Source organism: Clavibacter zhangzhiyongii, from assembly GCF_014775655.1.
In the GTDB taxonomy this organism is placed as follows: domain Bacteria; phylum Actinomycetota; class Actinomycetes; order Actinomycetales; family Microbacteriaceae; genus Clavibacter; species Clavibacter zhangzhiyongii.
In genome coordinates, this window is sequence record NZ_CP061274.1 from 1859106 (window position 1) to 1872272 (window position 13167).

Annotated in this window: 10 protein-coding genes and 1 tRNA gene; 2 read left to right on the plus strand and 9 right to left on the minus strand. The window is 71.7% G+C overall.

The window, feature by feature from the left end; translation table 11 throughout:
• The first annotated feature begins 2 nt into the window (after positions 1-2).
• The gene (locus tag H9X71_RS08820; protein ID WP_191146760.1) at positions 3-437 is read left to right on the plus strand and encodes a PaaI family thioesterase; all 435 of its coding nucleotides are present in this window, start codon (positions 3-5) and stop codon (positions 435-437) included.
• Positions 438-492: 55 nt separating this feature from the next.
• Here H9X71_RS08820 and H9X71_RS08825 read toward each other — a convergent pair whose 3' ends face one another.
• A complete protein-coding gene (locus H9X71_RS08825; RefSeq protein ID WP_191146761.1) occupies positions 493-1101 on the minus strand; it encodes an ANTAR domain-containing response regulator in 609 nt (202 codons plus the stop codon).
• A gap of 84 nt (positions 1102-1185) precedes the next feature.
• Here H9X71_RS08825 and H9X71_RS08830 point away from each other — a divergent pair.
• Positions 1186-1268 (plus strand) — tRNA-Leu (locus H9X71_RS08830).
• Between the two features lie 106 nt (positions 1269-1374).
• Here H9X71_RS08830 and pyk read toward each other — a convergent pair.
• From pyk to H9X71_RS08870, 8 genes are all read right to left on the minus strand, one after another.
• Complete coding sequence (gene pyk / locus H9X71_RS08835; protein ID WP_191146762.1) at positions 1375-2820, minus strand: pyruvate kinase; 1446 nt, start codon at positions 2818-2820, stop codon at positions 1375-1377.
• A gap of 88 nt (positions 2821-2908) precedes the next feature.
• On the minus strand, positions 2909-4366 hold the full coding sequence (locus tag H9X71_RS08840; RefSeq protein ID WP_191146763.1) for a glutamate synthase subunit beta: 1458 nt from the start codon (positions 4364-4366) through the stop codon (positions 2909-2911).
• Positions 4359-8933 (minus strand): glutamate synthase large subunit, encoded by a 4575-nt coding sequence (gene gltB, locus H9X71_RS08845; protein ID WP_191146764.1) that lies wholly within the window; start codon positions 8931-8933, stop codon positions 4359-4361. The genes H9X71_RS08840 and gltB overlap by 8 nt, the downstream gene beginning before the upstream one ends.
• Positions 8934-9034: 101 nt before the next feature.
• Positions 9035-10057: a prolipoprotein diacylglyceryl transferase gene (lgt, locus tag H9X71_RS08850; protein WP_191146765.1), complete on the minus strand. Its 1023-nt coding sequence runs from the start codon at positions 10055-10057 to the stop codon at positions 9035-9037.
• A 71-nt stretch (positions 10058-10128) separates the two neighbouring features.
• On the minus strand, positions 10129-10944 hold the full coding sequence (gene trpA, locus H9X71_RS08855; RefSeq protein WP_191146766.1) for a tryptophan synthase subunit alpha: 816 nt from the start codon (positions 10942-10944) through the stop codon (positions 10129-10131).
• Positions 10941-12155, minus strand: a complete 1215-nt coding sequence (trpB, locus tag H9X71_RS08860; RefSeq protein WP_191146767.1) for a tryptophan synthase subunit beta — start codon at positions 12153-12155, stop codon at positions 10941-10943. The genes trpA and trpB overlap by 4 nt, the downstream gene beginning before the upstream one ends.
• The gene (gene trpC / locus H9X71_RS08865) at positions 12152-12928 is read right to left on the minus strand and encodes an indole-3-glycerol phosphate synthase TrpC (RefSeq protein ID WP_191146768.1); all 777 of its coding nucleotides are present in this window, start codon (positions 12926-12928) and stop codon (positions 12152-12154) included. The genes trpB and trpC overlap by 4 nt, the downstream gene beginning before the upstream one ends.
• Complete coding sequence (locus H9X71_RS08870; RefSeq protein ID WP_191146769.1) at positions 12929-13165, minus strand: DUF6704 family protein; 237 nt, start codon at positions 13163-13165, stop codon at positions 12929-12931.
• Positions 13166-13167: the final 2 nt, after the last annotated feature.

The following is a 13167-nucleotide window of genomic DNA, read 5'->3' on the forward strand; positions in this document are numbered from 1 at the left end:
CCATGACCCACCCCGCACCCGAGGACGACGCCGTCGCGGACCGCCTCCGCCAGCCCCAGGACGTGGGCGCGCTCGCGGAGAAGATGGGCATCGTCTTCCAGGAGCTCAGCCCCGAGCGCTCGGTCGCGACCATGCCGGCCGAGGGCAACACGCAGCCCTACGGCGTGGTGCACGGCGGCGCCTACGTGGTGCTCGCGGAGTCGCTCGGATCCATGTCGGCCAACGTGCACGCCGGCCCCGACCGCGTCGCGTTCGGCATCGAGCTCAACGCGAGCCACACGCGCTCGGCGTCCACGGGCACGGTCACCGGCACCTGCACGGCGATCCACCTCGGCGGCACGCTGACGACGCACGAGATCGTCCTGACGGACGACGAGGGCCGTCGCCTCTCGACGGTGCGCATCACCAACATCATCCGCGAGCGCTCGCGGCGCTGACGCGTATCCGACGCCGTCGTCGGACAGTGCAGCGGGACGCGCGCCGGCGTGGAGGCTAGGACTTCTTGGCGCTCAGCTGCTCGATGATGGCCTGGGCCACGTCGTGCATGGTGAGGCGGCGATCCATGGAGGCCTTCTGGATCCAGCGGAACGCCTCGGGCTCAGTGAGCCCCATCTTCTCGTTGAGGAGGCCCTTGGCCCGGTCGACGAGCTTGCGGGTCTCGAAGCGCTCGACGAGGTCGGACACCTCGGCCTCGAGCGTGATGATCTGCGCGTAGCGGGCCAGCGCGATCTCGATCGCGGGCAGCAGGTCGTTGGGCGTGAAGGGCTTGACGACGTACGCCAGGGCGCCGGCCTCGCCCGCGCGCTCGACGAGCTCCTTCTGGCTGAAGGCCGTGAGGAGGACGACGGGCGCGATGTGGTTGCGGTTGAGCCGCTCGGCCGCGGAGATGCCGTCGAGCTGGGGCATCTTCACGTCCATGATGACGAGGTCGGGCCGCAGCTCCGTGGCCAGCGCGACCGCGGTCTCGCCGTCGCCCGCCTCGCCCACGACCTCGAATCCGTTGTCGCGGAGCGTCTCCACGATGTCGAGGCGGATGAGCGACTCGTCCTCGGCGACGACGACACGGCGGGGGGCTGCGGGGGCTGTTTCCTGGTCACTCACGGATAGGAGCCTACGGTATCGTCGGGCGGGCCGGTGCGCGCCGGACGGGCGGATCACAGCCCTCCGGGCGTCGCTGCGGTGCATGCCGGATTGGCGGAATGGCAGACGCGGAGCACTCAAAATGCTCTGTCCGTGAGGGCGTGTGGGTTCGAGTCCCACATCCGGCACCGAGGTCGCGGATGTCCCGCGGCGCGCACGCGAGAGGGCGGGCGACCACGTGGGTCGCCCGCCCTCCGGCGTCTCCCGCGGGGCCGGAGCCCCGCAGGTGGTGCGCTACTTCTCGTACGCGGGAGCCGCCTCGTTCACGGCGTCGCCCACGACGTGCACGCGCAGCTCGTTGGTCGAGCCCGCGATGCCGGGAGGGGACCCGGCGATGACGACGACCTTCTGGCCGACCTCCGCGAGGCCCTCCGCGAGGAGCACGTCGTCGACCTGGTGGAACATCTGGTCCGTGTGCGTGACCGGCTCGACGAGGTAGGACTGCACGCCCCACGACAGCGCGAGGCGACGGCGGATGCCCTCGTTCGGCGTGAACGCGAGGATCGGGATGCCGTTGCGCAGGCGGGTCATGCGGCGGACCGAGTCGCCCGACTCGGTGAAGACGCAGAGGAACTTCGCCTCGACGAACTCCGCGACCTCCGCGGCCGCGAGCGTGATCGCGCCGCCCTGCGTGAAGGGGCGCGAGCCGAGCGCGGGGATGCGCTCCAGCCCGTGCTCCTCGGTGGACTCGATGATGCGCGCCATCGTCTTGACCGTGACGACGGGGAACTCGCCCACGCTCGTCTCGCCGCTCAGCATGAGCGCGTCGGCGCCGTCGAGGACGGCGTTGGCGCAGTCGGAGGCCTCGGCGCGCGTGGGGCGGGGGCTCGTGATCATCGACTCGAGCATCTGCGTGGCGACGATGACGGGCTTCGCCTTGCGGCGGGCGAGCTCGACGGCGCGCTTCTGCACGATCGGCACGGCCTCGAGCGGCAGCTCGACGCCGAGGTCGCCGCGGGCGACCATGATCGCGTCGAACGCGTCCACGATCTCCTCGAGCGCGTCGACGGCCTGCGGCTTCTCGACCTTGGCGACGACGGGGACGCGGCGGCCCTCCTCGTCCATGATCTCGTGCACGCGGACGATGTCGGACGCGTCGCGGACGAAGCTCAGGGCGATGAGGTCCGCGCCGAGGCGGAGGCCCCAGCGGAGGTCGGCCTCGTCCTTCTCGGACAGCGCCGGCACGTTCACCGCGACGCCCGGGAGGTTGATGCCCTTGTTGTTGCTGACCGTGCCGGCCACCTCGACCGTGGTCGTGACGCGCGTGCCGTCGGAGGAGACCACGCGCAGCGTGACCTTGCCGTCGTCGATGAGCAGCGGGTCGCCCGGCTTCACATCGCCGGGGAGGCCCTTGTACGTGGTGGAGCAGATGTCCTTCGTGCCGAGGATGTCCTCGACGGTGATGACGAAGGTGTCGCCGAAGGCCAGGTCGTGCGGGCCGTCGGAGAACTTGCCGAGGCGGATCTTCGGGCCCTGCAGGTCGACGAGGACCGCGACCGCGCGGCCCGCGTCGTCGGCGGCCTTCCGGATGGTGGAGTAGATGCCCTCGTGGACGTCGTAGGTGCCGTGGCTCAGGTTCATCCGGGCCACGTCCACGCCGGCGTCGATGATGGCGCGGATGCTCTCATAGGAGCTGGTCGCGGGCCCGAGGGTCGCGACGATCTTCGCTCGTCTGGTCATGCTCTGTCTGTCTCGCGTTTCTGCGTCGGATGGACGCGGGTCGGGTCAGGGATCGCGGACGCGCGCGGACGTGCGGCGAGCGGCCGGGTCAGATGGAGAGAGCGCGGTCCGTGGGACGGACCGGGAACGGGAGCTCCGTGTCCCCCTCAAGGTACCGGTCGACGGCGGACGCCGCTGAACGCCCCTCGGCGATGGCCCACACGATGAGCGACTGGCCGCGGCCCGCGTCGCCCGCGACGAACACGCCGGCCTGGTCGGTCTGGTAGTCCTCGCCGCGCGCGACGTTGCCGCGCTCGTCGAAAGGGACCGCCAGCTGCGACTCGAGCGCGTCCTTCTCGGGGCCCGTGAAGCCGAGCGCGAGGAGCACGAGGTCGGCCGGGATCTCCCGCTCGGTGCCCGACTTCGGCACGCGGCGGCCGTCGCGGAACTCCGTCTCGGCGACCCGGACGGCGCGGACGTGCCCGTCGTCGTCCTTCAGGAACTCGACCGTGGAGGCGAGGTAGTGGCGCTCGCCGCCCTCCTCGTGCGCGCTCGACACCTCGAAGAGGGTCGGGTACGTCGGCCACGGCTGGTCGGGGCGGCGCTCCGACGGCGGCTGCTGGCCGATGGCGAGGTTCGTGACCGAGGCCGCCTTCTGGCGGTGGGCCGTGCCGATGCAGTCCGCGCCGGTGTCGCCGCCGCCGAGGACGACGACGTGCTTGCCCTCCGCGTGGATCTGCTCGGGCACCTGGTCGCCCGCCGTGGCGTGGTTGGACTGACGCAGGTAGTCCATGGCGAAGTGGATGCCGTCGACGTCGCGGCCCGGGATGTCGAGGTCGCGGGGCACGAGCGCGCCCGTGCAGACCACGACGGCGTCGTAGCGCAGGCGCAGGTCGGACCAGGAGATGTCCTTCCCGATGTCGACGCCCGCGCGGAAGCGGGTGCCCTCGGCGGTCATCTGCGCGAGACGGGCCTCGAGGTGGCGCTTCTCCATCTTGAAGTCCGGGATGCCGTAGCGCATGAGCCCGCCGATGCGGTCGTCGCGCTCGAACACCGCGACCGTGTGCCCGGCGCGCGTGAGCTGCTGGGCGGCGGCGAGCCCGGCGGGGCCGGATCCCACGACCGCCACGGTCTTGCCCGTGAGGCGCTCGGGCGGGTGCGGCTCGACCCAGCCCTTCTGGAAGGCGTCGTCGATGATCGACACCTCGACCTGCTTGATCGTGACGGGCGGCTGGTTGATGCCGAGCACGCACGAGCTCTCGCACGGCGCGGGGCAGAGCCGGCCCGTGAACTCCGGGAAGTTGTTCGTCGCGTGCAGGCGCTCGATGGCCTGTCGGCCCTCGCCGCGCCAGGTGAGGTCGTTCCACTCCGGGATGAGGTTGCCGAGCGGGCAGCCCTGGTGGCAGAATGGGATGCCGCAGTCCATGCACCGGCCGGCCTGGCGGACGAGCTCGCCGCGCTCCTGCTGCTCGTACACCTCCTTCCAGTCCATGAGCCGGACCGAGACGGGTCGGCGCTTGGGGAGCTCGCGCTCCGTCACCTTGAGGAAGCCCTTGGGGTCAGCCACCGGTCACCTCCAGGATGCGCTTCCAGGCGACGTCGCCGTCGGGGTCGAGGCCCTCGTCGACCGCCGTCTGGCGGGTGGCGAGGACGGCCGCGTAGTCCCGCGGCAGGATCTTGGTGAAGCGTCTCATGGAGGTCTCCGGGTCGGCGAGCAGGCGCTCGGCCACGGTCGAGCCGGTCTCGGCGAGGTGCCGGCGGAGGAGGTCGAGCACGATCTCCGCGTCGGCGCTGCCGAGCGGGTGCAGCTGGAGCTCGCCGGTGGCGAGCGCGTCGGTGTTGATGCGGTCGCGGTCGAGGTCGATCACGTACGCGGTGCCGCCCGACATTCCCGCGCCGATGTTCCGGCCGGTGCCGCCGAGCACGAGCGCGAGCCCGCCCGTCATGTACTCCAGCGCGTGGTCGCCCACGGCCTCGACGACCGCGGTCGCGCCCGAGTTGCGGACGAGGAAGCGCTCCCCCACCATGCCGCGGATGAACATGGTGCCCTGGGTCGCGCCGTAGCCGATGACGTTGCCGGCGATGACGTTCTCCTCGGCGGGGAAGCCCGCCCGCGAGTCCGGGCGCACGACGATGTCGCCGCCCGAGAGGCCCTTGCCGAGGTAGTCGTTGCTGTCGCCGACGAGGCGCAGCGTGATGCCCGACGGCATGAACGCGCCGAAGGACTGCCCGGCCGAGCCACGGAGCGTGACGTCGATGGATCCCGTCGGCAGCCCGTTCTCGCCGTGGCCCTTCGTGACGAGGTGGCCGAGCATCGTGCCGACCGCGCGCGCCGTGTTGCGCACGGGCAGGTCGATCTCGACGCGGCCGCCGCCCTCGAGCGCGTCGCGGCTGAGGCGGATGAGCTCGTTGTCGAAGTGGTCCTCGAGCTCGTGGTCCTGCGAGCGGGCGTGCTTCATCGGCTCGTCGTCGGCGAAGGTCGGGCCCACGAGGATGGGCGACAGGTCGAGGCCCGACGCCTTCCAGTGGTCCACCGCGTCCTCGACGCCGAGCAGGTCGTTGCGGCCCACGATCTCGTCGAGCGAGCGGTAGCCGAGCGCGGCCAGGTGCTCGCGCACCTCCTGCGCGATGAACTCGAAGAAGTTGACGACGTGGTCGGCCTTGCCCGGGAAGCGCTTGCGCAGCTCCGGGTTCTGCGTCGCGACGCCCACGGGGCAGGTGTCGAGGTGGCAGACGCGCATCATGATGCAGCCGGAGACGACGAGCGGCGCCGTCGCGAAGCCGAACTCCTCGGCGCCGAGCAGCGCGCCGACGATGACGTCGCGGCCGGACTTCATCTGCCCGTCGACCTGCACGACCACGCGGTCGCGCATGCCGTTCAGGCGGAGCGTCTGCTGCGTCTCGGCGAGGCCCAGCTCCCAGGGGGTGCCCGCGTGCTTGAGCGAGTTGACGGGGCTCGCGCCCGTGCCGCCGTCGTGGCCCGACACGAGGATGACGTCGCTCAGCGCCTTCGCGACGCCCGCGGCGACCGCGCCGATGCCCGACTGGCTGACGAGCTTCGTGTGGATCCGGGCGGACGGGTTCGCGCGCTTGAGGTCGAAGATCAGCTGCTTGAGGTCCTCGATCGAGTAGATGTCGTGGTGCGGCGGCGGCGAGATGAGGCCGACGCCCGCGGTCGCGTGCCGGGTGCGCGCCACCCACGGGTACACCTTGCCGGGCGGCAGCTGACCGCCCTCGCCGGGCTTGGCGCCCTGGGCGAGCTTGATCTGGATGTCGTCGGCGTGCGTGAGGTACATGCTCGTGACGCCGAAGCGCCCGGACGCCACCTGCTTGATGGCGCTGCGGCGCTCGGGGTCGAGCAGGCGCTCCACGTTCTCGCCGCCCTCGCCCGTGTTCGACTTCGCCCCGAGCCGGTTCATGGCGATGGCGAGCGTCTCGTGCGCCTCCTCGGAGATGGAGCCGTAGCTCATCGCCCCCGTGGAGAAGCGCTTCACGATGTCGCTGATGGGCTCCACCTCGTCGAGCGGCACCGGAGGACGCGTGCCCGTCCGCAGCTGGAACATGCCGCGCAGCGTCATGAGGTCCTTCGACTGCGCGTCGACCATGGACGTGTACTCGCGGAAGATGTCGTACCGGCGCATGCGCGTGGCGTGCTGCAGCCGGAAGATGGTGTCCGGGTTGAACAGGTGCGGGGATCCGTCGCGGCGCCACTGGTACTCGCCGCCCGTCTGCAGGCGCTCGTGCGAGAGCACGGCGCCGTCGGTGGGGTACGCGCTGCGGTGGCGCGCGGCGTTCTCGGCCGCGATGACGTCGATGCCGACGCCGCCGAGGCGCGTGGTGGTGCCCGAGAAGTACTGGTCGACGAGCGCCTGCGAGAGGCCGACGGCCTCGAAGCACTGCGCGCCGGCGTACGACGAGACGGTGGAGATGCCCATCTTGGACATGATCTTCAGCACGCCCTTGCCGAGCCCCTTGATGAGGTTCCGCGTGGCCTTCTCCGGGCTCACGCCCGTGAGCATGCCGCTGCGCACGAGGTCCTCGCAGGACTCCATCGCCAGGTACGGGTTGACCGCGGAGGCGCCGTAGCCGATGAGGAGCGCGATGTGGTGCACCTCGCGCACGTCGCCGGCCTCGACCACAATGCCGACGTTCATGCGGGTCTGCTTGCGGATGAGGTGGTGGTGGACGGCCGCGATCATGAGCAGCGACGGGATCGGCGCCAGGTCGCGGGTGGAGTCGCGGTCCGAGAGCACGATGAACTTCGCGCCGTGCTCGATGGCGCGGTCGACCTCGTCGCACATGGCGTCGATGCGCTTCTGCATGGCCAGCGGGCCGTCGTCGACGCGGTAGAGGCCGCTGACGATGGTCGTGGTGCGGCTGCCCGGCCGGTGGTCGATGTGGATGACCTTGGCCAGCTCGTCGTTGTCGATGACGGGGAAGTCGAGCACGACCTGCTTGGTGTGCTCCGGTCCGGCGTCGAGCAGGTTCCGCTGCGGGCCGAGGCCGAGGCGGAGGCTGGTGACGACCTCCTCGCGGATGGAGTCGAGCGGCGGGTTGGTCACCTGCGCGAACTGCTGCGTGAAGTAGTCGAACAGCAGGCGCGGGCGCTGCGACAGCACGGCGATGGGGGTGTCCGAGCCCATGGCCCCGAGGGGCTCGGCGCCGACCTTCGCCATGGGCATGAGCAGCATCCGCACCTCCTCCTCGGTGTAGCCGAAGGTGCGCTGGCGGCGGACGACGGACGCGGGCGTGTGCACGATGTGCTCGCGCTCGGGCAGGTCGGCCAGGTGGATGCGGTTCCGGAGCCACTCGCCCCACGGGGCGCTCGCCGCGAGCTGCGACTTGATCTCGTCGTCCTCGATGATGCGGCCGGCCTCGGTGTCGACGAGGAACATCTTGCCGGGGCGCAGCCGGCCCTTGCGCGCGATGCGGGCGGGGTCGATCTCGAGCACGCCGATCTCGCTGCCGAGGACCACGAGTCCGTCGTGGGTGACGAGGTAGCGCCCGGGGCGCAGGCCGTTGCGGTCGAGGGTCGCGCCGACGAGGGTGCCGTCGGTGAACGTGAGCGCGGCCGGGCCGTCCCACGGCTCCATGACCATCGAGTGGTACTCGTAGAAGTCGCGGCGGACCGGGTCGATGTCGCCCTGCTTCTCCCACGCCTCGGGGACCATCATCATCATGGCGTGCGGCAGGCTGCGGCCGCTGAGGCTGAGGAGCTCGAGCACCTCGTCGAAGGACGCCGAGTCGCTCGCGCCCGGCGTGACGATGGGCAGCAGCGGGCCGAGGTCGCCGAGGAGCTCGGACTCGAGCTGGGACTGCCGGGCGCGCATCCAGTTGCGGTTGCCCGCGACCGTGTTGATCTCGCCGTTGTGCGCCATCATCCGCAGCGGCTGCGCGAGCGGCCACGACGGGAACGTGTTCGTGGAGTACCGCGAGTGCACGATCGCGAGCTTGGAGGCGAAGCGCTCGTCGGAGAGGTCGGGGTAGAAGGGCTCCAGCTGGAGCGTCGTGACCATGCCCTTGTAGACGAGGGTGCGCGACGACAGCGAGATGAAGTAGGCGCCCAGCTCCCGCTCCGCGCGCTTGCGGAGGCGGAACGCGAGGCGGTCGAGGGCGAGGCCCGCGGGCCGCTCCGCCGCGTCGACCGGCGCGTCCGACGTGAGGAAGAGCTGACGGAACGCGGGCATGGCCTTGCGCGCCAGGTTGCCCAGATGGGTCGCGTCGACGGGCACCTCGCGCCAGCCGAGCACGCGGAGGCGCTCGTCGCCGGCGATGCGCTCGATCCCGGCCTGCAGCTCCTCGCGCTCGGCGTCGTCCGTGGGCAGGAACGCCATGCCGACGGCGTACTCCCCCATGGGCGGGAGGTCGAACCCGGCGACGCCGCGGAGGAACGCGTCGGGGATCTGCGTCATGATGCCGGCGCCGTCGCCGGTGCCCGCGTCGGAGCCGATGGCCCCGCGGTGCTCGAGGTTCCGGAGCGCGTCGAGCGCGTTCACGATGATGTCGTGACCCGGGGTGCCGCGGAGGGTGGCCACCATGGCCAGGCCGCAGGCGTCCTTCTCGAACGCCGGGTCGTAGAGGCCCTGCTTCGCGGGGAAGGAGCCACCGGGAGGGGAGGTGGAGGAGAACGCCATGGGAACCGTCCTAGATGCACTGCGGAGGGACGTCGCTGGCCCTGTGGTGGGGACCGCCTCACGCGAGGAGGCGGTGACCGCGGGGGTGCCCGCGCTGGGGACTAGGCGCCGCGTCCGCTTGTGGCGGGGAGAGCGTGGGAGTCCGACCCGGTGGATGCCCGATCGGCGTCGCCGTCGGTGAAATCCGAATCCGTGTACACCGATGCTACCTCGCCGTCGCGGCCCGCCTTCGCGCGGCGGCTTACGTCATCCGGGGTCCGGCCGGGGAGGTACGGGCTCGGCTCGCTGCCGACGTGGCGGCGGGTCTGGACGAGGAAGAGGATCAGGCCGATCGCGACCGCGAGGAAGGCGGCCCACACGTTCGTGCGGATGCCGAGGATGATCTCGCTCGGGTCGATGCGGATCGACTCGAAGACCATGCGGCCGAGTCCGTACCACATGAGGTAGACGGCGAGGCCGCGACCCCACTGCAGGCGCACCGCGCGGCCCAGCAGCATGATGAGCAGCGCCCCCGCGACGTTCCAGACGATCTCGTAGAGGAACGTGGGGTGGAACAGGGTGCCGGCGGGGAGGCCGGCCGGGAAGGCGGCGTTCGTCGGGTCGACCTCGAGGCCCCAGGGCAGCGTCGTCGGCGTGCCGAACAGCTCCTGGTTGAAGTAGTTGCCCATGCGGCCGGCGGCCTGCGCGAGCAGGAGGCCGGGGGCGAGCGCGTCGGCGAAGGTCCAGAAGCGCACGCCGGTCCACTTGGAGCCGAGCCACACGCCGACGGCGCCGCCGATGAGCGCGCCGAAGATGGCGATGCCGCCCTCCCAGACGAAGAGCACGCGCCACGGGTTCGCGCCCTCGTAGAAGTAGTCGCCCGGGTGGGTGAGCACGTGGAACGCGCGGGCCCCGATGATGCCGAGGACCAGCGCGCACAGCGTGAAGTCGATGACCGTGCCGGACTCGACGCCGCGGGCGACCAGACGGCGGTTGGTGAGGTACGCCGCGATGAGGATGCCGATGAGGATGCAGACGGCGTACGCGTGGATGACGAAGGTGAGCGGGAGGTCGATGCCGAGGCCCTGGAGCCACGCCGTGACGTCGAAGCGGGTGTCGGACGGATCCGGGCTGGGGATGCTCATCGGGGCGAACAACGGATGGCGCTCACTTTCGCAGGGGGGTCGGCGGACGCGGCGGGACCGCGGGCCGGGGGCTACTGTAGCGCGGTTCCGCGCGCGAGATCCGCCGCGGCGCGGGCGACGCCGGGCACCCCGCCGTCGGCCAGGGCGGCCACCAGCGCGGATCCGACGATGGCGCCGTCGGCGTAGTCGAGGACCTCGCGCACCTGGTCGCCCGTCGAGATGCCGATGCCGACGCACGCGCTCGTGGAGCCGGCGTCCCGCAGGCGCGACACGAGGCCGCGGGCGGCCTGGTCGACGTCCTGGCGGGCGCCCGTGATGCCCATGGTCGACACCGCGTACACGAAGCCGCGGCTGCGCTCGACGGCCTGGTGCAGGCGCGCCTCGCTCGAGGAGGGCGCCGCGAGGAAGACGCGGTCGAGGCCCGTGCGCTCGGACGCGGCCAGCCAGTCGGCGCCCTCGTCCGGGATGAGGTCGGGCGTGATGAGGCCGGCGCCGCCCGCGGCGACGATGTCGTCCGCGAAGCGCTCGACGCCGTACTGCACGACGGGGTTCCAGTAGGTCATCAGGAGCACCGGCGCGTCCACGCGCTGCGTGATGGCGTGCAGCGCGTCGAAGCCGTCGCGGAGGCGGAAGCCCTGCGCGAGCGCGGTCTGCGTCGCGCGCTGGATGACGGGCCCGTCCATGACGGGATCGCTGTACGGCAGGCCGAGCTCGATGACGTCGACGCCGTTCTCGACCAGCGCGACGGCGGCCTCGATGCTCGTGGCGACGTCCGGGAAGCCGACGGGGAGGTAGCCGACGAGGGCGCCGGATCCCTGCTCGCGGCGGAGGGCGATGGTCCGCTCGACGGGGCTGCCCGTGGGCGCGGCGGCGTGGGCGGCGCTCACGACTGCTCCGCCCCGGCGTCGATGAGGTCGAAGTAGGCGCCCGCCGTCTCCATGTCCTTGTCGCCGCGGCCGCTGAGGTTGATCAGGATGATCGACTCGGGTCCGAGCTCCTTGCCGAGCTCGAGCGCGCCGGCGAGGGCGTGCGCGGACTCGATGGCCGGGATGATGCCCTCGGTGCGGCTGAGGAGTCGCAGCGCGCTCATGGCCTGGTCGTCCGTGACGGGGCGGTAGGTGGCCCGCCCGAGGTCCGACAGCCACGAGTGCTCCGGACCGACGCCCGGGTAGTCGAGGCCCGCGGAGATGGAGTGCGAGTCGATGGTCTGGCCGTCCTCGTCCTGCAGGAGGTAGCTGCGCGCGCCGTGCAGCATGCCCGGGCGGCCCTTCGTGATGGTTGCGGCGGTGCGCGGCGTGTCCGCGCCGTCGCCGCCGGCCTCGAAGCCGTAGAGCGCCACGTCGGCGTCGTCGAGGAACGCGTGGAAGATGCCGATGGCGTTGGATCCGCCGCCCACGCACGCGGCGACCGCGTCGGGCAGCCGGCCGGTGAGCGCGAGGACCTGCTCGCGCGCCTCCTCGCCGATGACCTTCTGCAGGTCGCGGACCATGGCCGGGAACGGGTGCGGGCCCGCGACCGTGCCGAAGACGTAGTTGGTGGTCTCGACGTTCGTGACCCAGTCGCGCATGGCGTCGTTGATGGCGTCCTTGAGCGTGCGCGAGCCGGAGCGCACCGGCACGACCTCGGCGCCGAGCAGGCGCATCCGGGCGACGTTGAGGGCCTGGCGCTCGGTGTCGACCTCGCCCATGTAGATGACGCAGTCGAGCCCGAAGAGCGCGGCGGCCGTGGCGGTGGCGACGCCGTGCTGGCCGGCGCCCGTCTCGGCGATGATGCGCTTCTTGCCGATCTTCTTCGTGAGCAGGGCCTGGCCGAGCACGTTGTTGATCTTGTGCGAGCCGGTGTGGTTGAGGTCCTCGCGCTTGAGGATGATGCGCGCACCGCCGGCGTGCTCGGCGAACCGCGGCACCTCGGTGATGAGCGACGGGCGCCCGGTGTAGGTGCGGTGGAGCTCCTGGAGCTCCTGGATGAACGCGGGGTCCACCTTGAGCTCGTCCCACGCCTCCGACAGCTCGTCCAGCGCCGCGACGAGCGACTCGGGCACGTACCGCCCACCGAAGTCGCCGAAGTAGGGGCCGGTCGCGCTGCGGAGGTCGGTCACGGGCGGGTCTCCAGGAACTCGGTGAGGGTGCGGACGGGGTCGCCGGTGACGAGGGCCTCGCCCACGAGCACGACGTCGGCGCCGGATCGGCGGTAGTGGGCCACGTCGTCGGCGGTCTTCACCGCGGACTCCGCGATGCGGACGACGCCGGAGGGGATGGAGTCTGCCAGGCGGCCGAAGAGGTCGCGGTCGAGCTCGAAGGTGGTGAGGTCGCGGGCGTTGACACCGACGACCTGCGCGCCGAGGTCGAGCGCGCGGGAGACCTCATCCGCCGAGTGGGTCTCGACGAGCGCGGTCATGCCGAGCTCCTCCACGAGGGCGTGCAGCTCCACGAGCCTCGGCTGGTCGAGGGCCGCGACGATGAGGAGCACCAGGTCGGCGCCGGACGCGCGCGCCTCGAGCACCTGGTACGCCTCGCCGATGAAGTCCTTGCGGAGCACGGGGATGGAGACCGTGTCGCGCACCTGCTCGAGGTCCTGCAGCGAGCCGCCGAACCTGCGGCCCTCGGTGAGGACGCTGATGGCGCTGGCGCCGCCGGTCTCGTAGCGGGACGCGAGGAGCGCGGGGTCGGGGATCTCGGCGAGGGCGCCGCGCGAGGGGCTCGAGCGCTTGACCTCCGCGATGATCTTGACGCGGTCGGCGGGCGCGAGGGCGCTCAGGGCGTCGAGGGCGGCGGGACGCGCGAGCGCGGCGGCCTCGACCTCGGCCAGGGACCGGAGCTCGCGACGCGCGGCCGCGTCCTCGATGGCCCCGGCGAGCAGGTCGCCGAGCATCTAGGAGTGCGCCTTCGTGGGCGAGGTGCGGTGTCCGTCGACGCCGTAGCCCATCTTCTTCATGATGCCGCCGATGGCGAACCCGAGGAGGACCAGGCCCGCGGAGGCCCACACGACGGGCGCGAGGTCGAACCAGAAGGCGACCGTGCCGACGGCGAAGCCGACGAGCGCGATGACGACAGCCGTCCAGGCCGCCGGCGAGTTTCCGTGACCGGTGTCTGCTGACTCTGTGGACATGC

Bases quoted from the DNA above. Each gene is read 5' to 3' on its own strand.
- H9X71_RS08820 (WP_191146760.1), top strand. From the start codon at position 3: ATGACCCACCCCGCACCCGAGGACGACGCCGTCGCGGACCGCCTCCGC.
- pyk (WP_191146762.1), bottom strand. From the start codon at position 2,820: ATGACCAGACGAGCGAAGATCGTCGCGACCCTCGGGCCCGCGACCAGC.
- gltB (WP_191146764.1), bottom strand. From the start codon at position 8,933: ATGGCGTTCTCCTCCACCTCCCCTCCCGGTGGCTCCTTCCCCGCGAAG.
- lgt (WP_191146765.1), bottom strand. From the start codon at position 10,057: ATGAGCATCCCCAGCCCGGATCCGTCCGACACCCGCTTCGACGTCACG.
- trpC (WP_191146768.1), bottom strand. From the start codon at position 12,928: ATGCTCGGCGACCTGCTCGCCGGGGCCATCGAGGACGCGGCCGCGCGT.
- H9X71_RS08870 (WP_191146769.1), bottom strand. From the start codon at position 13,165: ATGTCCACAGAGTCAGCAGACACCGGTCACGGAAACTCGCCGGCGGCC.